Annotated in this window: 25 protein-coding genes; 17 read left to right on the top strand and 8 right to left on the bottom strand. The window is 37.2% G+C overall.

Annotated elements, in window-relative coordinates:
- Positions 1-51: 51 nt before the first annotated feature.
- The gene (locus IGI52_RS12440; RefSeq protein ID WP_438781486.1) at positions 52-744 is read right to left on the bottom strand and encodes a helix-turn-helix domain-containing protein; all 693 of its coding nucleotides are present in this window, start codon (positions 742-744) and stop codon (positions 52-54) included.
- Positions 745-959: 215 nt separating this feature from the next.
- On the opposite strand from IGI52_RS12440, the gene IGI52_RS12435 reads away from it, so the two are divergent.
- The 6 genes from IGI52_RS12435 to IGI52_RS12410 all read left to right on the top strand — a co-directional run bounded on the left by IGI52_RS12435 (position 960) and on the right by IGI52_RS12410 (position 6,806).
- Positions 960-1,172, top strand: a complete 213-nt coding sequence (locus tag IGI52_RS12435; RefSeq protein ID WP_438781485.1) for a hypothetical protein — start codon at positions 960-962, stop codon at positions 1,170-1,172.
- Positions 1,173-1,211: 39 nt separating this feature from the next.
- Positions 1,212-1,520 (top strand): helix-turn-helix domain-containing protein, encoded by a 309-nt coding sequence (locus tag IGI52_RS12430; protein WP_438781484.1) that lies wholly within the window; start codon positions 1,212-1,214, stop codon positions 1,518-1,520.
- 192 nt (positions 1,521-1,712) lie between these two features.
- A complete protein-coding gene (locus IGI52_RS12425; RefSeq protein ID WP_438781483.1) occupies positions 1,713-2,135 on the top strand; it encodes a hypothetical protein in 423 nt (140 codons plus the stop codon).
- Positions 2,136-2,279: 144 nt separating this feature from the next.
- Complete coding sequence (locus tag IGI52_RS12420; RefSeq protein ID WP_438781482.1) at positions 2,280-2,996, top strand: hypothetical protein; 717 nt, start codon at positions 2,280-2,282, stop codon at positions 2,994-2,996.
- A gap of 126 nt (positions 2,997-3,122) precedes the next feature.
- On the top strand, positions 3,123-5,951 hold the full coding sequence (locus IGI52_RS12415; protein WP_438782251.1) for a DNA primase family protein: 2,829 nt from the start codon (positions 3,123-3,125) through the stop codon (positions 5,949-5,951).
- A 537-nt stretch (positions 5,952-6,488) separates the two neighbouring features.
- Positions 6,489-6,806: a hypothetical protein gene (locus tag IGI52_RS12410; RefSeq protein WP_438781481.1), complete on the top strand. Its 318-nt coding sequence runs from the start codon at positions 6,489-6,491 to the stop codon at positions 6,804-6,806.
- Between the two features lie 479 nt (positions 6,807-7,285).
- Here the strand turns inward: IGI52_RS12410 and IGI52_RS12405 are convergent.
- Positions 7,286-8,415 (bottom strand): IS3 family transposase gene (locus IGI52_RS12405; RefSeq protein ID WP_438781480.1). Its coding sequence is split into 2 segments (ribosomal slippage): positions 7,286-8,187 and positions 8,187-8,415, totalling 1,131 coding nucleotides; the frame shifts between segments, so codons are not numbered across the junction.
- Between the two features lie 149 nt (positions 8,416-8,564).
- Between IGI52_RS12405 and IGI52_RS12400 the strand changes: the two genes are divergently transcribed.
- From IGI52_RS12400 to IGI52_RS12355, 10 genes are all read left to right on the top strand, one after another.
- A complete protein-coding gene (locus IGI52_RS12400; protein ID WP_438781479.1) occupies positions 8,565-8,729 on the top strand; it encodes a hypothetical protein in 165 nt (54 codons plus the stop codon).
- The gene (locus IGI52_RS12395; RefSeq protein WP_438781478.1) at positions 8,707-8,994 is read left to right on the top strand and encodes a hypothetical protein; all 288 of its coding nucleotides are present in this window, start codon (positions 8,707-8,709) and stop codon (positions 8,992-8,994) included. Before IGI52_RS12400 ends, IGI52_RS12395 begins: the two co-directional genes overlap by 23 nt.
- A 187-nt stretch (positions 8,995-9,181) precedes the next feature.
- Positions 9,182-10,108, top strand: a complete 927-nt coding sequence (locus IGI52_RS12390; RefSeq protein ID WP_438781477.1) for a serine hydrolase — start codon at positions 9,182-9,184, stop codon at positions 10,106-10,108.
- Positions 10,109-10,132: 24 nt separating this feature from the next.
- Positions 10,133-11,062, top strand: coding sequence for a zinc-ribbon domain-containing protein (locus tag IGI52_RS12385; RefSeq protein WP_438781476.1), 930 nt, complete (start codon positions 10,133-10,135; stop codon positions 11,060-11,062).
- 109 nt (positions 11,063-11,171) lie between these two features.
- On the top strand, positions 11,172-12,887 hold the full coding sequence (locus tag IGI52_RS12380; RefSeq protein ID WP_438781475.1) for a hypothetical protein: 1,716 nt from the start codon (positions 11,172-11,174) through the stop codon (positions 12,885-12,887).
- Positions 12,887-13,318, top strand: coding sequence for a zinc-ribbon domain-containing protein (locus IGI52_RS12375; protein WP_438781474.1), 432 nt, complete (start codon positions 12,887-12,889; stop codon positions 13,316-13,318). Before IGI52_RS12380 ends, IGI52_RS12375 begins: the two co-directional genes overlap by 1 nt.
- Positions 13,315-13,758 carry a hypothetical protein gene (locus IGI52_RS12370; protein ID WP_438781473.1) on the top strand — a complete coding sequence of 148 codons (444 nt, stop codon included), beginning with the start codon at positions 13,315-13,317 and terminating at the stop codon, positions 13,756-13,758. The genes IGI52_RS12375 and IGI52_RS12370 overlap by 4 nt, the downstream gene beginning before the upstream one ends.
- 27 nt (positions 13,759-13,785) lie before the next feature.
- Positions 13,786-15,351: an AAA family ATPase gene (locus tag IGI52_RS12365; protein ID WP_438782250.1), complete on the top strand. Its 1,566-nt coding sequence runs from the start codon at positions 13,786-13,788 to the stop codon at positions 15,349-15,351.
- 10 nt (positions 15,352-15,361) lie between these two features.
- Entirely contained in the window at positions 15,362-15,841 is a 480-nt protein-coding gene (locus IGI52_RS12360; protein ID WP_438781472.1) for a hypothetical protein, read from the top strand.
- A 68-nt stretch (positions 15,842-15,909) separates the two neighbouring features.
- Positions 15,910-16,950, top strand: coding sequence for a hypothetical protein (locus IGI52_RS12355; protein ID WP_438781470.1), 1,041 nt, complete (start codon positions 15,910-15,912; stop codon positions 16,948-16,950).
- A gap of 921 nt (positions 16,951-17,871) precedes the next feature.
- Here IGI52_RS12355 and IGI52_RS12350 read toward each other — a convergent pair.
- The 5 genes from IGI52_RS12350 to IGI52_RS12330 are packed head-to-tail and all read right to left on the bottom strand — an operon-like array spanning position 17,872 to position 19,570.
- Complete coding sequence (locus IGI52_RS12350) at positions 17,872-18,318, bottom strand: hypothetical protein (protein ID WP_438781469.1); 447 nt, start codon at positions 18,316-18,318, stop codon at positions 17,872-17,874.
- Between the two features lie 8 nt (positions 18,319-18,326).
- Positions 18,327-18,782, bottom strand: a complete 456-nt coding sequence (locus IGI52_RS12345) for a JAB domain-containing protein (protein WP_438781468.1) — start codon at positions 18,780-18,782, stop codon at positions 18,327-18,329.
- Positions 18,783-18,800: 18 nt separating this feature from the next.
- Positions 18,801-19,130, bottom strand: coding sequence for a hypothetical protein (locus IGI52_RS12340; protein WP_438781467.1), 330 nt, complete (start codon positions 19,128-19,130; stop codon positions 18,801-18,803).
- Between the two features lie 12 nt (positions 19,131-19,142).
- Entirely contained in the window at positions 19,143-19,280 is a 138-nt protein-coding gene (locus tag IGI52_RS12335) for a hypothetical protein (RefSeq protein WP_438781465.1), read from the bottom strand.
- Positions 19,274-19,570 (bottom strand): hypothetical protein, encoded by a 297-nt coding sequence (locus IGI52_RS12330; protein ID WP_438781464.1) that lies wholly within the window; start codon positions 19,568-19,570, stop codon positions 19,274-19,276. The genes IGI52_RS12335 and IGI52_RS12330 overlap by 7 nt, the downstream gene beginning before the upstream one ends.
- A 173-nt stretch (positions 19,571-19,743) precedes the next feature.
- Between IGI52_RS12330 and IGI52_RS12325 the strand changes: the two genes are divergently transcribed.
- Positions 19,744-21,189, top strand: a complete 1,446-nt coding sequence (locus IGI52_RS12325) for an IS1182-like element ISEfa7 family transposase (RefSeq protein WP_438781462.1) — start codon at positions 19,744-19,746, stop codon at positions 21,187-21,189.
- 25 nt (positions 21,190-21,214) lie between these two features.
- Here IGI52_RS12325 and IGI52_RS12320 read toward each other — a convergent pair whose 3' ends face one another.
- The gene (locus IGI52_RS12320; protein ID WP_438781461.1) at positions 21,215-21,964 is read right to left on the bottom strand and encodes a hypothetical protein; all 750 of its coding nucleotides are present in this window, start codon (positions 21,962-21,964) and stop codon (positions 21,215-21,217) included.
- Between the last annotated feature and the right edge of the window lie 13 nt (positions 21,965-21,977).

Below are 21,977 nucleotides of genomic sequence, written 5' to 3'. Positions count from 1 at the left end.
TTTGATCATTTACATGATGCCTCCTTTTTTTCATATATAGAAGAAAAAAATTTATGGTAGCTTGTTAATATCTGACATATAGCCTACAATTACACCAATAATGTTCAGTTTACGGCGTTCGCGCGGATCGTGTTTGTTGATCACAAATGTTTTTGAATCACCTGTTGCTTCAAAATAGTCCTTTCCATTTTGAGATATATCTGATGTTAAAAGAAAAGATTGATCTGTCACTTCATATTTACAAATCATTTCTTGATCATCATAAATACAATATACTAATGTATTGTTTTTCGCAGCACCATCGAGATCAATAATAGCAATGGAATCGCGGAATAACCGTGGTTCTAAATTTGTTGTTTCTATCTTCATCAGCATAGTTGATTGATATTTCTCTGTGAATGACCTTGGTATTACGACTGATTCTATTTGATCTAATTGAACGACACTTTTGTCATTCATCGCTAACATCATTTCAATACCTGCATCATCATCTTTAAAGTCCTCAAATGTTGAAATTTGTGGTAGATCAGAATCAGGTATCTGTAAGATGTTGACAATTCTTGATAACGTGGGTTTTGTGATACCAATTTCTCCAGTTTCATATCGTGATACAGTTGCTTGCGTTTTTCCTATTTTATCAGCTAATTCATTCATTGTAATATTTCGCATCTCTCTATAACCCTTCAGCACGTATCCAAGTGCTTGCTGATATTTTGTCTTTGCTTCTTTACTTAACTTTGCCATTTTGACATCAAAACCCTTCCTTAAACTTTTCTTAATAAATGCGACACTGTTAATTAAGATGATATTTCAGCCGTTTTTGCAATTTTAGTATATCATGAAAAGTAAAATAAAATCAATATACAAAATATACTCTATTGTAGTTGCGTAATATACATCTAGATGCTATACTATAAATGTAGATAAGATGTTTACGACAAAACAAATGAGGTGACGACATGAAAACACAACACAAAGAACAGCTTTTACTAAATAAGATGAGTGAAGCTGGTATATCTCAACAAAATATAGCTAATCTGATAAAAAAATCAAAATCAGTTGTATCGCGAAAGATCAACAATGAAGTTAAATTCACAACGAAGGAAAAAGCAACCATTGCTGAATTTTTACAGATGACAGATGCAGAAAAAATCAAATTTTTTTACGATTGAATATGCGAAATATACGTATAAATGAAAGAGGCGATAAAGATGAACATCACATTGGATGAACAAACAATCAACGGATTAGCAAACATCGTTTTTCAAAAAGTGAAAGACGAGTTAATACAAAACGAAAGTATAAAAACAAATGATGAAAACAAAGTGCAAACACAACAACAACGTTACATGAATCAAAAGGAAGTTTGCGCGTATCTAAACGTTTCAGCTCATACAGTTAACTCGTTCGTACAAAAAGGCCTGCAAGTCATTCAGATCAATGACAGCAGCAGAACAATGTATGACAGAGAAGACATCGACAGATTCATGAGCAATCACAAAATTGGTACGAAAACTTGATCGGAACCACACTGATTCGTCACTTGAAGTCAAATTCATAGTAGCAGTTGTGGCAGCTTGATCTTTGACAACAGAATAGCTCCAAAACCGCGGTCTGGTGTCAAAAAAAATGGCAGGTTCGATTCCTACGCGCGGTATATGTGAATAAGAAAGTTCGCAAATAAAACGGAAACAAGAAGGGAGATTTTCCAAATGGAAAATACAACTGCAAACACAAAAACAAACATTATAGACTACAGCGAAATTACAGAATCAATTGACATTCATTCAATCGTGTCGATCCGAAAAGCGCTAGGTTTCGACACAATCGTCCTTTTTAGAATCGTGTGGGTTGACCGCTGGAGTAACGTTCAAGAAGAAAGTCATTTTCGAGGGTTCAAAAAACGTGAAGATCACGCAGCAGCAGTTGAAGCAGAATTGAAAGAGCTAAACAAGTACAAACGAAGCAACTTCTGGAAAGCAACTGTTGTTGAATTGGACGTTGATGGCTTTGAGAAAGTATTCAACGAAGCATCAACAACGGAACTAAAAATGATTAAAAACAAGCTGATGCGCAGACTCGGAACTGTAAACTTTTATAACACAGTCGCTCACATCAATAGAAAATTTTGGTAAACAGCAAAGACGCAGCTTGGTAGCAAAAGGCGGGGTTCAATTCCTCGCTGCGTTTTTGGCGCAACATGAGATGAAAACAAATATGACGAAAACAGATGAAGATGAAAGCTGCGACCAAAAAAAAATGAAAGCAGGTATAAGAGAATGGAAAATTACATTGAAGAACTAAAACGAAAAATGGATGAAATAGAAGAAAAAGAAGCAGAAAATGTTGGTGATGAAGTCGCAGTGAGAGCTGAGCTGAAAGAATTTGTTGACGTAAAATCAGCAATTTTTTGGCGGAAAAGGAACAATCAACAAGAAATCGATGTTAAGCGAGATAGTGAGTTGATGTTAACAAAACAACTGCTCGATGTTTTCGAAAAACGATGCAAATTATTATATGAGATCAGAGATTTACGAGCAGAAATTGATACAGAATTGGCGGCATATCAATCAAACGAGGAAGATGTTTACAACTCACTTCAAAAGGAAAATTCTGATATTTTAGCTGACGATTGGTATCTGCATGTTGATCAGCTAGATAGTGACATTTGTGAAATCGTTGAAGAAGAATATAAAGAACTTCATGAGCTACCTGCCGTTTTTGATCCTTTTGCTGACGCTACAAATATTGATGTTTTAAAAGAAAAAGTAAAAAATGCAGATGCTAAAATCGAAAAAGTCGCAGAAAAACATATGAAAAAATTAAGTCAGATTGCAAAAGCATATGAAAATACGGCAGACGAAAATTTGAAGATCGAGCGCGACAAGGTATATGCGAAAGCAGAATTTAATGCAACTTCGAAAATGGAATCAGCATATCGTGAAGCAATTGCAAAACGTGATGAACTGATTGCGGAATTACTGAATCAAAACTAGAAAAACAGCACAGCGGCTTGGTAGCGAAATGGTGGGTTCGATTCCCTCTCGCTGTTTAATCTCAGCATGAATACGAAAACAAAATTACGCACGTTGAGAAATAAGAAAGTAAAGGGATTGAGAAAGATGGTAAAACAAGAGATGTTGTTTGATAATTTATCACATCATAAAAATCTCAATGCGCGTTGGATCATGGACGGTACGCAAGATGATATTGATTCATTCAGCAACGATATTGTTAAAACGGCTGATCCGCGGACATCGAGATTTGCTGACATTGAAATTGAAGCGACCGTTGGCAAATCGAAATTTGACAAAAATTGGCATACTCGAAAGTTTGATCTAGTTGAATTATTTAAAACAACTACAGAACTGCGCGTTGACAAAATAACAGAAAAATCTTACGAATCACTGTCTGATGATGAACGTGGCGCTTTGAAAAATGGTTCTGCAATCGTTGGATCAACGCTATGGGTAAATGATAGTAATCGTAAAAGCGAAAACATTCGAACAAGAACAATGCTGACATTTGATATTGACGAACCGCAACGATCCGGTACGCAACGCACTTTTGATGAAATGTTTACTCACATTCAAGAAGTTTTAAAATCAATTTTTGACTACGATGTTTTCTTCTTTGTATATACATCTCGTAATGCCACACAGCAAAAGCCTCGCATGCGTATCATGTTGCCTTTCGATCGGGAAATCGTAGAAGATAACGTTAAGATTAAGAATAAAAAAGGTGAACTTGTGGATTACACTGATATGCTCACAAGTGTTGCAGTATCACGCTTTATTGCAAGCAAACTTGGTATTGATATGTTTGATCATACATGTCATGAAGTTGCGCGTTTGATGTATTATCCTTCAACTTGTAGCAACGGTTGGTTTAGATCAGCAGTAAATTTAGCAGATATTTTGAAAACAGATGATTTAGTTAATGCAATGAAAAATGATGGTATAGACATCACAGATAGAGAAAACTGGCCTCAATCAAAACATGAGAATAAGGTTCTTGAACCACTCATCGCAAGTGCGAAAGGGCGCGGAGACGGTGAGTTAACAGAACAAAGTCAAAAACCTGGTCTGATTGGGGCTTTCAATACAGCATTTCCACCAGATTTGGCGATTGAAGAATTCCTGAGTGATGTATATACAGATTATACTATTAATAGATACACATACATCAATGGATCATCACAAGGCGGGTTGCAATATTATCAGGATACGGAGCTAGTTTACAGTCGACATGCGACAGACCCGTCAAACAATGGTCATGCACATAATAGTTTCGATCTTGTGCGCATCCACAAATTCGGTGATGATGACGAGTCCATGAAAAAAATGAATAAGTTTATACGAGAAAACTGTGAGGAGGTCGTAAAGTTGGCAGAAGAACGTAAACGTGAGGCGAGAGCAAAACAAAATGAGAGCATAAATACTGATAGTGATAGTGAAGCAAAAGTCGGAAACATGTATGAAGACGAGTGGCTTCAATATGAAAAAGGCAAGCCCGTTTTTCAACCATCAGTTGTCGCGGCGACATTCTATAAATACAATCAAGGTGTCTACTGGGCAAATCCTGACAGCAAAAAAGACGACTATTACTATGATGAAAAATCAGGTGTTTGGATAAAAAACGGTCAAAGTTGGCTTGATGACAAGATCCGCACCCAATATTTATGGGCTTTAGGCAAAGAGGCTGATATTGCGCGGACAGTAAAAGATACACGAGCTTTGTATCGTCAAGAAAACAAGAACGTACGTTCGGTCTGCTTTCCGTTGGCGGATGAAGAAAAGATTGTGTTGAAAAATGGTATTTTCAATACAACTACAGGTGAATTTAATAACGAGTTTGACTCATCATTGTATGCAATCATGAATTTTCCTACCATTAAATACAATAAAGATGCTGAATGCCAACTTTTCTTAGATTTCTTAGATCATTTGTTTGGCCCCGAGCAGCGCGAGTTCGTGCTTGCATGGATGGGTTATTGTATGACATCTACGTACAAATACCAACACATTTTGCTGATCAACGGTGAAGGCGGAATTGGTAAAGGTACGTTCATCACTATTTTACAAACATTGCTAAACGCGTACGATGCTGATCCTGATCTGAGTGCTGTTTCTGCTGTGAAGTTAACGTCATTGACATCAGACAAGTTCGCCGCAGGTAGTTTGATCGGAAAAACTGCGAACATTGACTCTGATACAAAATCTGGTTTTCATAAGTTTTCTGAAATGTTGAAGATTTTAAGTGGTGGCGACAGCATTTCAATGGAAAAAAAGGGTAAAGATGCAGAATTTAGACCAAATCTTGCAAAATTAATTTTCGTCGGAAATGGAGAATTATCGTTTAAAGACAACCTATCAGCGTTACTACGTAGATTTCATTACTTGCGCTGTGTACCTACAGATCGATCGCAAAATGATCCTAAATTCCATGACATCCACAAAAAAATTCAAAATTCACCAGAAATGCTTGCAGGCGTTTTCAATGCAGCCATGGCTGCGTATCGTGAAATGGTGGAATGGTGTGAAGACAACAATACGAACTTCTGGAAATTACCTGCAAAGGTTGAAGCTGACACAAACGAATGGATCAATTCAATGGATATTTTAGGTCAATTCATTGAAGAAGAAAATGAGTTCTTTGAAAAAACTGATGATGCTGATGATGTTATTCATTATCAAGCAATGTATGACATGTATCGTACAACAATGGATATGAATGGCCAAGTAAAACTTGGTGAAAACAACTTTGCGCGAGAAATGAGTGCTCATGGGATGGAGAAAACTAGGATTAAACGTTTTGGACGGGTCTTGCAAGGATATAGAGGCTTTAAGATCAAAAAAGCCGGATATTTGCTAAGAGGCATCACATCACCTGATGGTAGAACAGTACGTGCGAAACAAGGAACGTGGCAAGAATTTGGGTTTAATGGATAATTTAGAATTGAAATGGTGTCGCGAGGTGTCTTGACGTGATTTGTTGAAATTCATAAGAGGACTGAATATTCTGACAATTTAATTGCATTAATATATTTACAATATACTCAGTATATTGTCAGTATATGTTATTTAATCGAAGGTGTCTTGAGCAAAGGCACTTGAGGCACCTCAATGCACCATACTAAAAGTGGTTGAAAACGTTGTCACATCAATGTTTTACCCCATATCAGAGAGACGCGTTGATTTGTGACGAGACACCTCAAGGTACCTCCAAGACACCTCGAAAAATGCTGTAACCATTGGAATAACAGGCCTTTCAGGGTGAGGTGTCTTGATATTCTATATATTAGATTAATTTATATAAAAAAGCACTACACATATACAGATGAGAGTATAGAAATATAAAGCGAAACGTAAATTTTAAATTCGAGACACCCCGATTACCAAAACAGTTGAAATATCAGCATATTTGTCACTTTCAAAGGTGTCTTGGGGTGCCTTCAAAATGAAAAATAGTTAAAATACGTTGATATGATGCGATTCTTTCGAGACACCTCGATTTTTAACACAAAGGAGCGAGATTTAGATATGTTGATGATGAATGAGACAAGTAAAATGCAATTACTAATTCAACAAACAATCGACCATTTTACTCCGATTTTGTGGTGTATGAGATTATTTTTACAGACCCATCGAAAATCAACAGAGTGGGAAGATGTGTTGATTAATATAGAATACTTAACCGTCCAAAATCGATATGATGTTGATGATATTGTAGATAATATAAAAACAAATTATTTACGTTTTCATGACACAGATGATTATTACATTGATTTAGCAACAGATGTATAGGATCCACACGATTGCGAAAATGGAAAAACACTCTCATTTTCATACTCGTATGTAGAACTAATAGATTGGTATTTATCTCACTCACTAGATATATGTGAGACTTTGATACAGAAAAATTGGTGCTTTCAAAATTCATATGTTGATTTGTTTGTTGAATATATTGAATATGTACAATTTTTCTACGAAGAACTTGTACGTATCGATTGTTCCGACGAGTGTGAACAGATTGAAAAAGACTATGTGACAATCTGTAAGCAATATTTTACTAATATTTATGATGGGACATTACTTAAAGAACGAGAAAAAGGAGACGTGGATCTGTGTCAATAAAGTGGACGCATTTATCGAGAGTTTTTTTGAAACCAATCCACTCTCGAGTTGCTTCATGGTTTCAGACAATCGTCAAACCAAAACCGTTTGACCATTCTCTGAAGCCATGAAAAGAAATTCTCGTGGATTCGTTCAAAAAATGGGAGTAGCTATTGCGTTTTCTGCCGAGCTTGGTCTTCTGCTTGTTGTGGTGTTCGATAACCGATGGCCCCATGTATCCGCTTGCGGTTGTACCATCCTTCAATATATTGAAACAGCTCTAATCGGGCTTCTTCAAACGAATGATACGTCGTTTGGTAGACTTCTTCTTTCTTTAATGCTGCGTGAAATGATTCGATACAGGAGTTATCATAAGGCGTCCCTTTACGACTGTAGGAGTGCGTCATCTTGTTCTCGCGTAGCGCTTTTTCAAAATCGGTGCTCGTATACTGCGAACCAAGGTCTGTTTGGATGATCAGTCCGTCTGTTGGTTGTTGTTCTTGAATCGCCGATTCTAACGCACTCATCACGATTTCCGTTGTCATCTCTTTGGCATAGGTGTAGCCAATAATTTTTTTCGAATAAAGGTCGATTACAGAAGCTAAATAGGTCCAGCCGTCTTTTGAAGTTGAGATATACGTGATATCAGCGGCCCATTTTTGATTGATGCTGGTTGTTGAAAAATCTTGGTTTAAAATATTTGACCGTTCTTCAATACGCTCTTTAGAAGCCTTGGTTGGTCGATATTTTTTTACGGTGATCGAATGGATGCCGAGGATACGCATCCTTTTCTGCACACGTTTTATCGATAAATCAAAGCCTTGCTCAATCAGTTGATGATGAATTTTCCATGCACCATAGCGCTTCTTGCTGTCTGTGTAGATGGACAGGATTGCCTGATCGATTTGTTCGTTCTCAAGCTCGCGATGACTAGGTTTATGTTTAAGCTCCTTGTAATACGTGCTTGGTGATACTTCCATTACTCGCAAGAGCATCCGAGTCGGATACTCATTACTTTCATTTTTGATGAAGATGATTTTACTGTGTAAGTTTACTTCGTGAATATAGCCATTGCTTTTTTTAAGATTTCGTTCTCCTGACGCAGACGAGTCATTTCTTTTTCCATCTGTTTGATCTGAGTCGGAGTCAAGGAACTACCAGCGACTGGGCTGTTGTTTTTCTTCCATTTATAAATCGTTTGTTCTGCAATGCCATATTCACGGGAAATCTCGGCGACGGGTTTACCAGTTGCGACGAGTTGAAGAATCATGTCTTTTCTTTCTTGACTGTACTTTTTCATTTGGCGAACTTCCTTTCGTTCGAGGATATTATAGTCCTCTCCCAAAATGTGTCCACTAAATCATCCTAACACCAACGATTGATATGAATATTGATTTAAATGATATTTATCAAACATACACTGCTTTTACAAAAAAAGATTTAATTCCGATGATTATTGCAAAAAATGAAGCATTGATTCTCATCGATGATGACTTAACATGTGTGAAGAATCAACTTGAAATGAAAAATGCTGAAATTCTACAATTAAAACAAGAACTTGAATCACACAAACAAACGGAGGGCACGTATAATGACTACATCACAGCAAACTAGCAAAGAAGCTCTATCTTACGCACGACGTGTATTACGTAACTACAATTATAATCGTCAATCAGTACAATATTACGAAGAAGCTCTACTGCATACTTGGACTCCTGCCGATCTTAACGCTTGGATCAAAGGCAATTCCCACTTACCAAGTTCACCTACCCCATCACAAGCTTTGCGGCTACTTGAACCACCCGAAAATTTGTGTCGGCTGAAAGGCCATGTTGAGATCGTTAATTTTTTTCTAAATCAGCTTGACGAGGAATATTAAAATTTGCTCGCAAAAAATCGTTATCTAATTCTCTCAGATTAACTTTACCAAAAACTATAAATATGACTTAAAAGAAAACAATTATTTTAAATAAGTCATATTGCACAGGTGAAAGTTCTGGATATAATTGTATGAAGCGATAATTGTGGTATAATCACAATAATTAATAATTTAAAAAGGGAAAATTATGAGGAGAGAAGATAGAAGGAAAAAACAAATAAAAATTCAAAAAGTGTTAATGCTATACATGATCATTTTTGTATTGGCGATAGGCCTAACCTTCAGTGTTATGAAGATTTATAATAGTAGACAACCTGCAAAAATAGTACCTGAGCAAATTAATAAAATAAAAGATTCAAACAGTACTGTCTCTGAACAGAGTGAATTAGTAACTGATGAGAGGTCGACCATAAGCTCAAGTGAAATGATGTTAGACTCTTTAGATGATTCGGAACTGGTGTCAAATGCAGCTGAAGTTAGTTATGGAATTTATTATTTTAATGATGAGAAGTACATATCTAACCACAATAATGATCCGATGATCTCAGCAAGCGTGATAAAAATATTTATTATGGAGTATGTTTACCGAAAAAAACTAGAAACAGAAACGACAGCTACTGGAGAAACATTAGATACTTTGATTCAACAAATGATCCAAACGAGTGATAATCAGGCAACGAATACCATTATCGACCATTGTGGAATGGATATATTGAATAATTATTTTAGAGAAAACGGCTATACGACTACTCAATTGCAACGAAAAATGCTAGATGAACAAGCGAGAAGTATGGGGAAAGAAAATTACACTTCGCTGGAAGATACAATGAGTTTTCTAAAAAAAGTGTATCAAAATAGAAGTGTAGCACCCTATTCGAACATGTTGGAAATGATGCGAGGGCAACAAATAAGAACTAAAATTCCAAGTAAATTACCGACTACTGTCCAAGTAGCGAATAAGACAGGAGAACTTCCTTCAGTGGAAAATGATATCGGACTGGTTCTGGCAGAGAATAATCCTTTCGCGATAGTTATCCTTTCTAATGACGTGATAGATAGTGGGCAAATGCGTGCAGCGATTGGGAATTTCACATTAGTTGCTTTAAACAAATGATTAATTAAAAAGGGGAAGATTTAAATGAAATACTGTCCAAACTGTGGAACTGAGAATCAAGAATCTGCATTATTTTGTGAACAATGTGGGCATCATTTTATCTCAGACGATGACTATTCTGATGCATCGGATCAAAAAGTTGAACATAATGATGAAAACGTGGTTAGAAGTAGTCAAAAAAAGCACTTTTCAAATAAAGTCCTCCTTGTACTCGGTGCAGTGATTATCTTGGGCGTGATCGTAGGGACTAGAGTGTATTCTACCATGGCAAGGAATCAAGAACCGGATTCCCCTGCAAGAACATCGCTTGTTTCAAGTCAAACTTCTGAATCAAGCGTTGAGGATATTTCTAAATACGACGATATTATTCAAGAAGCAAAAAAATTGACGATCAATGGAGAGTATAAAGAATCTTCATTGAAACTGGCGTCTATTCCAGCTAGTAAACTTGCCAAAGAAAATTTCAATTCGATTCGAGAGGAGGTTGAAGAGCTGGAGAAAGAAAATAATCAAGGGATTCAAGAAGAAAAGAATAAAAACAACTCAAACGATCAAACCTCTCAGAATGCTTCAAACAGCGGATTTAATGGGGATTTTGCTAAGTGGGCAAATACCTATACTTTCTACTATTCTCAGGGTGGGCAAAAGCAAAGCTCGTTAACGATCTCAGCCAATGGTGGGGTAACCCAAAATAATTATGGTGGAAAACAATATTTTGGAAAGGCTACGATCACAGGTGCAGCTGGCAATATCTTAAGTTATGAGACGACTACCATGTACCCTCGTTCAATGCCAGACACAAAAACAATTCGACCAGACGCAAAAATAACCGTTCAATGGGATTCTGGAAGCAGCCAAACATTCTATGGCTATCTTTCGTATTCTTCACGACTTGCATTAACAGATGGTGTGACTAAAAACGACGGTGTCAATGAGGTTTGGATATCGTATTGATGTAAGAGAGCAAAATAACGAATAATAAATGATGGCAAGCTTTCTATTAAGAGAATTTGCCATATTTTTATAAAAGAAACAGGAATAAAATGAATTAGGAGTTGTGGGTATGGCAGATAAAGCGATAAGTACAGCAAATTTAAGCATCATTGAAGGGAATCTACAAGCGATTAATCAGCGAATGGAATTAGTAGATGATCGAATAGGTGCAGTGGATCAGAATTTGCATACAGTTTACCAAGAACTGGCAGAGTTAGCGAAAGAATTTCATACGTACGTTGATCAAGCAAATCGTCAACATAATCTTTCGGTGGCAGAGACACGTTTAGTTAAGATTCGCCAAGAATTAGAATCAACCTATGGACACTATGACGAGGTTCGCAGAACAACATTAGGAATCCTGCAAGCAGATGACCTCGAAGTGATCCGCAAAGAGACCATTACGTCAATCAGTGAAGAGATGATGTTGAATGCACCGAATTATTGGCTAGCTTCGTGTACGGTGGCTGTCTCTGCATGGATCAATGATGATCAAAAACTAGCAGAAAGAGCGGTGAAAGAAGCCATTCGCCGAGATGATGAAAAGACGTCATTGCTTTTCGCCCTAATTTGCCGGAGAGCTGGAAGAAAGCAAGCGAGTCTTAAATGGGTGGCACGCTTTTTAGAGAACCAAGAAGAAGAGAATTTAGATAGGCAAACAATCATTATCATTGATGCGTTTGCCAGCGGATTATTAGGAGTGGATTCTGAAGGCTTAGTTTCGAGTCGTCTAGAAGAATGGTTGAAAAAAATAGCAGAAAAAACAGGCTTTACAGAACAACAGATTGATCAGTGGTCGCAAGCCATTAATCTGTATCGACCCCATGATCCAGGATTGAACTATCCTTATTTAAAGAAATACAGTCCCACCTATCCTCAGATTTTAGATGTGTTCAAAGGTGCGTTGCTTCATGAACGATTGCTTGACTATTTTGTAAATATTTTCCAGCAGCCCAATTCTACTCGTACGTTGAAAGAGCAGCTAGATGAGATATTATTTACTCTAGTCTCAAGTTTTGATGACGAAGAAACGCCGCTTCGCAAAGACGAGTTGCTGAATCATTTAGTGATAGAAAATGGTGGCGATATGCAATCGGCTCACAATGAAATGAAGATCGAAGAAACCGCACTGGATCAGAAAAAAGATTACTCGCAGCTATTGACAGATGCAGCGCTGAAACCAGAGAGCACAAATGCCAGCTATTCCACACAAAAATATGCAATTTCTGTTTCTAAAGACTGGATTACGGATGCTTATAATGATGTCGTAGCCACGAATAGAGCCTGTGTTCCTCATCAAATCGAGTTAGCGTTGAATGGTTTTTCAGCAGCAACCATTGATGGAGAAAATGAGAATGAGATAATAGCAAAATATATTGAACATATGGATGCGGAGAAAGAAAAACGCCTGAGTCAATTAGTCACCTCTAATATAGGGATCATCGCTGGAATAGGAATTGCTGTTTTAGGAATTGCTTTTCTCGGAGTTTTGGGCTGGATCGCAGCAATTGCTGGCGGTTATTTCGCTTGGTCCACGTATAGTAAGAATAAGCAGATTCTGCAACAAAAAGAAACAATTTCTCAAGAAATGGAAGAAAGAAAAACAAGCGGACAACAGATCATTCGTGCGATGATTGCTGAGGCTGTTGATTTTAGAAAAGACTTTGAAAAAGAAGATAAGAATAGTAAAAAAGTTCTGGACTTCTTAAAACAACTTTCACCCGATCATTATATTCGTTCGTTATCTGGCGAAAAAAGAAAAATCAACGTAGGAGGAGGAAAATAATGAAGTGTCCAAACTGTGGGTATGAAGCGAAAAGTGATACTGCGAATTTTTGTTTCAAATGCGGAACAAAATTAAATCAAGAAGCAGTTTTACAAGAAGTATCGAAAAGCTTAGTAAAGGAAGAAAAACCTTTAAGTGAATCAGCAGATACTGAGGAGATTGTGGAAATAGTTGAGACAGCTTCAGATTTAAAAACAATAGATGAGTTGCCTTCTGAGGCTATTCCTAAGCCTTCTGGAAATGGATCACCGACAAAAAAAGCAAAGCTCGAAAAAAATCCAGAAGCAGAGGGAAATGAAGTACCGCTCATTTTTGAGTTTAATACAACGGTGGAAGAAGATGAGGAAGAAGAAAATCCGTTGGCCCACGGACTTCCAGAATGGGAGATCATTCCGCCAAACACAACTGTGAGGAGAAAAAGAAAAATATGAGATCGCCTAGGACATACAACGAGTGGGTCAATAGTATTAGCCGTTTTCAATCAGGGGAAAATGACCAAGAAACATTAGATGCAATGTGCAGCGGGTATTTAGAATGGCAGGTAGGAGTCGCTGATCGATTTACTAAGCGATTAACCGAAGCAGCTGTTGATAGAATACAGAAAGCTGTGGATCAGTTTCAAGTAAATTTCTCACGCACAGCAGGAACTGAAAGTGCGATCGTCCAATCGATCTTGAATCTGAGAAAAGAACTGAAGGTAATCGAATCATTTATGAATTTGCCCATTCTGCCAGAGGATACTCGCGGAGAACTGATCCACTTAGTACAATCACAAAGAGATCAAATCCAAAAATCTTTGGAAGATAGTGCAAAATCTGATAGAACAGGGAAACTGATGAGTTTAGTACGAAATAATCGAGTGAATCGTTAAGTAAGGAGATAGAAAAAGTTGGCTGCAGTGACTGAAGTAAAAGATTTAATGAGAAGATATTCAATTGCCAGAATTCCTTTTATTACCATAAACACAGTGGAACGATCGAGAACTTTAGAGATGTTGAATGAAGTTGCGCAAGACCTGACACTGAGATTTTACGTCCATACGCTCTCAAAAGGAGTGTATGAATTAACAGCAGGTCAGACAATGAGTGAAGATAAATCCTTTTATAGCGCCATTGACTTTATGAGTGATCAGATGAAACGCAAAGAAAATGTCACAATGATCTTGACTGAAGTTCCAGATCTTTCATCTGACAACAGTGAAGCCAAACAGCTATTAGATTTAGTAACGCTAGCAAATGAAACAGGCGGCTCAATCATAGTGTTCACGAACCATTCGATTTGGAGTCAGCTACAACGACTAGGAATGCTGATCAAAGTTGATTCTCCTGATGAAAATGAAATGTATGGAATCGTTAAAGACTATATTGATGATTATCGTAATGAAATTCCGATCGAGTGGGACGATTCTGATATTCGGGAAGTCGCCTCACTTTTGACGGGCGTTACAAGAATCGAAGCCGAAAACATCATTGCTTCCCTAATTGCAAATAAAGAAATCAAGAAACAAGATATTGATGAAGTTCGTTTTTCAAAAGATCGTCTATTTTCTGACATCTCAGGGTTAGAAAAAATTGATGTTGATGAAAATGTAAAAGATGTGGGTGGGTTATCTGGCTTGAGGAAATGGCTCAATGTAAAGAAAGAATTACTGACACCGGAGAAAAGAGCTGAAATGAAAAGCCGAGGACTCCAATCCCCTAGAGGAATTTTATTAGTGGGCGTACCTGGCTGTGGAAAATCCTTATCTGCCAAATCAATCGCAGCAAATTGGAAGCTGCCACTCTATCGACTGGACTTTGCTACTGTTCAAGGGAGTTATGTCGGTCAGTCAGAACAACAATTAAAGGACGCATTAACTACAGCAGAGCATGTTTCCCCTTGCGTACTGTGGATTGATGAAATAGAAAAGGGGTTAGCTGGAGCATCAGGATCAAATGATGGGGGCGTGTCTACTCGAATGGTGGGGCAATTTCTTTTCTGGCTACAAGAAAGTAAAAAACAGGTATTCGTTGTTGCGACTGCAAATGATGTCAGTAAACTTCCCTCTGAATTACTGCGAAGAGGGCGGTTTGATGAACTCTTTTTTGTTGATCTACCTACTAGTGACGAACGAATTGAAATATTAACCATTTATATGGCGAAGTATTTGAAACTAAAATTCGAAGGCGAATTTGCCAATCGTATTATTGAAATTACTGATGGGTTCACAGGTGCAGATTTAGAATCTGCAGTCAGAGAAATTGCGTATAATTCCATTGCCTCTGAAGAATTTAAGATCACCCAAAGTACAATTATTGAGACCTTTCAAAACGTCGTTCCGTTATCTCAAACATCGCCAGAAAAAATTGAATCCATTCGTGAATGGGGAAAGACTAGAGCAGTTCCAGCATCAGGACATCCGATAGGAGCAGAAGTATTGGAAAATGAAACAACCAACTTCAAAACTAGAAAAGTATTAGTTTAAGGGGGCCGTTATGCCGAGAGTATTTTTGAACCATTCAGAAAAACAAAAAAATCAGACACAATTATCCGCATCACTGAGCACACCAAAACCAATAACGCAAGATCCACTAAAAATCAATCGATTACTGAGACAGAAGCGCTCCTCTGACTATCTCAAAGCGCTGGGACAATTAGATGCCTCTGGCTCAAGCCTGAGCAATCACCAGTTTGATAAGGTCGTAGACACCATCAAGAAAGAATTTCCTGAAATAGAATTAGGCGGTTTGTTGATAGGCTATGTAGCCAAATGCTATTTAGGGCAGCCTTACGAAGTTCATACATTATCCTATGATTTACAAATTGTAGAACATTATGAAATCGGAAAAATTTTACCAAACGGGATGGAAAAAGCGCGCTCACTTGCTTGTCACGGAAATTATCAATTTGTTGAGGTTTACACAGATTGTTGCCGTGCTGTATCTGAAGATGGGGTAGTTGCCATTATAAAATGATGGTGCGAAAGCATCCAGTACGATTTTAGCAGCAATGAAAAGCATGTGTAACAGGGAGGGATGATCAGATGAAAAAGATTGTTGTGGGTATAGGACTTTGTATTTGCCTAGTGAACTTAGCAGGGTGCAAAACTGAAAAAGAGGCGGCCAATAAAGAAAGCAACAGCAGTAAGATCTCAGAAACCTACTCACTGCCCCATTCAAAAACTGAGAATGCTGAGAGCAGTGACATTCGTCAAAAATCAAAGCCAGAGACGAATGAGGACACAGCCCTCTTTTCGCAGCTGCCAGAAGAGTTTACATTTTCAAGCGGTGCTGGTGGCTGGCGGACAGTTCTAACGATGGATGGCAAAGGTGGATTTACTGGGATTTATACAGATTATGATGCTTCTGAGGTTCATCGTTGCGATTTCAAAGGGCGTTTCAAAAAAGTTGAACAACTATCAGATTATGAATATAAGATGAATATAGAGAACTTAGAAGTTACTGGACCACAAGCTGGTATGGAGGATAAATATGAATTGATCCCAACAGATCGCATATATGGATTAGACGACGCAGAAGAGATCAGAATCTATTTACCCGGAAGATCGACAACTGATTTACCCAAGGAATTTCTTGAGTGGATGTATCACCCATTGAAGTTAACTTATGGGAATTTGGAGCCTGAATTACCATTTTATGGATTATACAACGTGAACGGCAAACAAGGCTTTGCGAGTGAAGATGTTGTGGGACATCGTGAGAAGCTCCAAGAGCAGATGAAAGAAAAACAACATAGTGCGCCTGTAAACATGGTAGGAAATTGGACAATCACCTACACCGATGATTCTACCTTGGGAAGTTTTGAAGTAAAAGAAGATGGTTCGGGAGTATTGCATAGTACGACTGCCTTAATGGGGCAAGAGGGCGAGCTACCTTTCGATGAAATAGAATTCAAAGCAGATACAGAAGCCAATTGGGAAAATGGTTATTTTATCCGCTTCAAAAAGCCAATGGCACATAACGATTTAGTAATGGAAAAAAGAATTGTTCTCGTTGATCAAAATACGTTTCGAATGGTTAGTTATACGGATAGTGGAATAAATAGCGGGACAATAAAACGGTAAGTGATTCTTATGAATACTTGAATGTGTCATAGTATGTGCAGAAGCATTTATATGTTTACTAAAAGTCTTCATATGTAAGAATTTTAGTTTTTATTGGAATGTGAAGAGAGAACTTACTTTCAAAAAATAAAATAACTTAAATTCCTTGCAACGGAGAAAATCTAAAGTGGTATCTTTTAGTGTTTTAAATTTTTCAAGATACAAATTTGAAAAATTTGACATTGTTCTAGAAATAGTATGTGCATTGATAAAAAGAATCTACAAAGTTAATTTTCCATATAGAAAAATGGTCTTGCAGATTGTTGATTTCAAAAGGTCGAATGAACTTTTCGACGCCATGAGCATTTCAATGAATACCTACCGGAGACCTACACCGTATTAATTGACATCATTTTTGCAAATTTAAACTCAATACCGAACAGCTTTTCTAATGTTGATGGTAGTGGTGATGACGGAAGCGAAAAGAGTGTGGCGATAACTAGGAAACACCGAATGAATGATTAAACATCAGGAATTTATTATGAATCAAAGAAGATCTGTGAAAGCGAGACAGATGAAGGAGTCAAATAACCGAATAAACTACAACGAGTGAATAAAAGACAGATATTTAATGTTACAATAAACATCTTAAATATGATACCTTCCATTTGAAGGTTGTCCCAATGGCAATGTTTGAAAAATGCTATACCATTCAAATGAAGTATAGAATGGTTCTAGACAATCTAACATAAGAGGAATTAAGTCAATAACTTAATTAATTCATCTGTTATGAAGTGAACTGTTTCAATAGTTAGTTTAATCACAAAATGAAACTATTGATATACTAAAAATCTTATGTGAAGTCTTATTAAAAAAGTTACCCTCTATCAATTAAAGTCAAAATGACAACTAAGGATAGAGGGTTTTGTTTGCTTATTTAGTTTATTCTGGTAGATCTAATCGAGTCACCATCACCAAAATATCGTTCAAACATGGCATCGATTTGTTGTGTTCAATCGTATCAAAAAGAGAAATTGTACGGTAAAACTCAACATGATGCATCATCGATGCGTCCAAATTGTATAGTCTAATTGTTCGCGGATCACCATCGTTGTTTACAACTTTGTTGATTTCAAAAATCTGGTCTTGATCGTTATACCAGACAAAAATATAATCAAAATTGTCATCGCAGTCTTGACCTGAAAACTGCCACAATAACATTCTGTCAGCAGTATGTTTGTCTAAAAACTCTTTTATTTCCTGATTTTCGACAAAAATGTGGTCAGTTCTGATTAGCATCGATAGCATTAAATTATCGGCAGTGCGTTCCGCGTTCAAATTTAAAGATTCTAAATCTTCTAAACTGAAATAATCCATTAAATTCCCCATTTTTCCACCTACAGTCCATCATTTTCTTTAAAGCTGTAATACTCATCTTTGTCATTCACAATCAAATGATCTAACAATTCTATTCTCACAACATCGCAGGCCGACTTCAACTTTTGCGTAAAATCTTGATCGTCAACCGATGGATTTGTGTGTGAAGAAGGGTGGTTATGACCGATTGAAATTCTCACAGAGTTTGATAACAAGGCTCTTTGTAGAATATCTCTCGGATGTGCGACACTTTGATTTAACGTTCCAACATGGACGGTAGAGTAGCTAACAATTTCATTTTTGGTATGTAAACAAACAACTACAAAATGTTCCTGCGTTTGATTGCCAATCATTTGGCCTAGCCATTGTCCCAACTGAAAACTGGAGGTCACTTTATCAGGAATCAACTTGTTTTTTCGCTTGCGCTTTACTTGCTTTAACGTCAGTATTTCTTCGCAAATAATTGTATTTTCCATCATTCATCATCCTTTTCTCTATACGTACATCAATTCGTTATTGATTTCTTTTGCTACCGCTTTCAAAATACAGCATGATTCTGCGACTGATAATCCTCTAACACGTTTCACAACACGCCCTTGGTTGATCGCACGTGTTAATAACATTCTTACAGCAGCGAAACGATGATCCCAAACTTTCAAAGGTACGTCATTTAGATGTGGATCACGAGATTTGCAAGCAATTTCTGGCACCAGCGATTGAAGATCATCGAATGCAATTGCATCTGCGTATTCCAGATAAAATTCTTCGTGAGACAAATTACCTGTAAGATACTCTTTTCTTTTTTGATCGTAATTAAAGACCATTTCCATCAGCTCCTATTTTGAAATATTGATCTCATTCCATTCTTGTTCTAATTCTTTTCGGGCTTGTTCATTCATACGTTTATTACGACGATCATCACGTTTTTTCAAGATCGCTCCGATAATTGCAAAAATAATATATAGTTCTACCATGTTATATCAACCTTTCCGCCGATCAGTGTCAAAATCTGATCCGTCAATGTTTTTTGTTCAGTATTTTCAAGCCATTCGTTTAAAATTTCTTTAGCAAAATTTGTCATATCACTTTTATCGCTAATCTCTAATTCAAAACCATCATCAAATGATTCGTTAAGCAACACAACGCTGCCATCACTGATTTCTTTATCGATACGCATGTTAATTTCATCTTCAATTCGCTCTTTTACAAAAACGAGGTTGGTAAATGTCTTTTCAAAATGGGGTAGTGTCAGTTTATATTTCATATTCTTGCGCCTCCAATTTTTTATTCAAATCGTTGATAGGCGCAAGAATTTGCGCAAAAAAATAGACCCAAAATTTGGGTCTCAGACTGTAGACAAAGTCCGTTTTATGGATGATGTCTACAGTCTTTTCTTTTATAATAGATTTATGAAAACGAATGCAAGGAGTGATAGTTATGATGTCTAAAAACAATACGAACGGTAGAAATCAATTTGCGATGCTCACGATTGATGATCTGGTTCCTCAAGATCATCTCGTTCGAAAGATTGATGCCGCGCTTGATTTTGAATTTATTTATCCAATCGTCGAAGCCACTTACTCCGATTTAGGTCGCCCAAGTATCGATCCAGTGATTCTGATCAAATTGGTGTTTATTCAGTATTTATTCGGTATCCGTTCCATGCGGCAAACCATTAAGGAAGTCGATACCAATGTCGCTTACCGCTGGTTTTTAGGCTATTCCTTCGAGGAGAAAATCCCCCATTTCTCAACTTTTGGAAAGAATTATGTCCGCCGATTTAGAGAAACGACGGTGTTTGAGGATATTTTTGCCTATATTTTAGAACAAGCAGTTAAAGCAGGTTTTGTAACAGAGGATAATTTGTATCTTGATTCTACCCACATCAAAGCTAACGCCAATAAACATAAGTTTACGAAGGAAATGACCCACGATGAAGCGAAAGCCTATCAGGATGAATTAGAAGATGAGATCAATCGTCAACGAATAGAGGCCGGAAAACGCCCTTTTACTTTGGACTTAGAAAAGGAAGTGAAGCTGAAAGAAAGAAAAATAAGTAAGGCTGATCCGGAAAGCGGCTACTACGTCAAAGGCGAACGAGAAAAACAATTTGCTTATTCTGCCCATACTTCATGTGACGACAACGGATTTATTCTTAGCACAATCATCACTCCTGGAAATATTCATGACAGTCAAGTCGCCTTTCAGCTCGTCAAACAATTGAAGAGACTTTTTCCTGAAATCAACTGTGTTGTCGCTGATGCTGGGTACAAGACACCTAAGTTTGTTCACTTTTTGACTCATTTGAATCTTCGACCTTGTTTGCCTTATTCAAGGCCCAAAGGGAAAAAAGGGCTATTATCAAAAAACGAGTTTCTCTATGACGAGTATTATGATTGTTACATTTGTCCGCAGGATCAAATGCTCGCTTTTTCAACGGTTACTCGAGAAGGGTACCGAGAATACAAATCCAATCCAAAAGAATGTGTGAACTGTCCTCTGCTAAACCAATGTACCAAAAGTAAAAATCATCAACGAGTCATCACGAGACATGTTTGGGGAGATCTGATGGATGAAGTGGAACATCTTCACCTAACGGATCTGAATAAATCAATTTACAAAAAACGGAAACAAACGATTGAACGAATATTTGCGGATGCAAAAGAAAAGCATGGGATGCGTTGGACCAAGTATCGAGGCTTGGAAAAAGTCGCGACGCATACGATGCTAGTGTTTGCTGCAATGAATTTAAAGAAATTAGCCACCTGGCTATGGAAAGGCAAGGAGCCTTTATTTTTTTGTTCAAAAATTCGAAACGAAGTAGATAAAAAGCTGTTCCAAGCTCGAGTTACGAGTTTGGAACAGCTTTTGTCTACAGTCTGAGACCCAAAATTTGGGTCTAAAGATTTTAGTCAGCATCAACAGTAACGTTTTTGCCTTTATCATCAACAGAGTTCAAAGTGAAATTGACATTGTCGTTGCCGGTCTCGGTTAGAATCATACTATTATATTCTTTTTTCGAATTTACACCATAAAAACCACGCATCGTGTGGTCATAAATCACTGCTGATGCTCCTGTCGCATCGAGAGATATTGAAGTTTCAGAAGCTACCCAGTTAAACGTTTTCTCAAATTCTTTCGTGCCGTCATTAAGATTGTTATCAAGATACTTTGTATATACACGTTCGCTTTCTACAGAATTTCCTGTTTTATCAGTAATCAAATTGAATGTTGGCTTTGTCAATAAATCATCAAGTGTTATTGAGTTTGTAGCTGTTCGTATAACACCGTCAATGTCTATTTCTTCCGGTTGTGTTGTAAGTTTAGTTAATTTTTCTTTATCGCTTAAATCTAGTATTTCTGAAATTGTCATGCCATCCAAAGCTGTTCGATATATGCTATAACTTGCTAATTTTTCATCTTTTGAAACATAAATTCCATTCGGTTCATCATCTTTGCCAATATCTGATTTACCAAAGCTGTACCAAAACTTGTATTTCGAATTAGTGAACGCTTCTGATGCAGTTACCAGTTCTGATTGATTACTTCTTTGTTCACCTTGTTCGTTTGTTGAATTTGGATCTTCTTCCTTGTTACCACAAGAGGCTAACGATATTAGTGCTAAAAGTGATGCTGCCAAAATTGCTAATTTTTTCATTCAAATATACCTC

The organism is Enterococcus sp. DIV0187, from assembly GCF_051713785.1.
Classification (GTDB): Bacteria; Bacillota; Bacilli; order Lactobacillales; family Enterococcaceae; genus Enterococcus_A; species Enterococcus_A avium.
The sequence above is the reverse complement of the archived record's forward strand: the minus strand, read 5'-3'. Positions and strand labels throughout refer to the sequence as shown.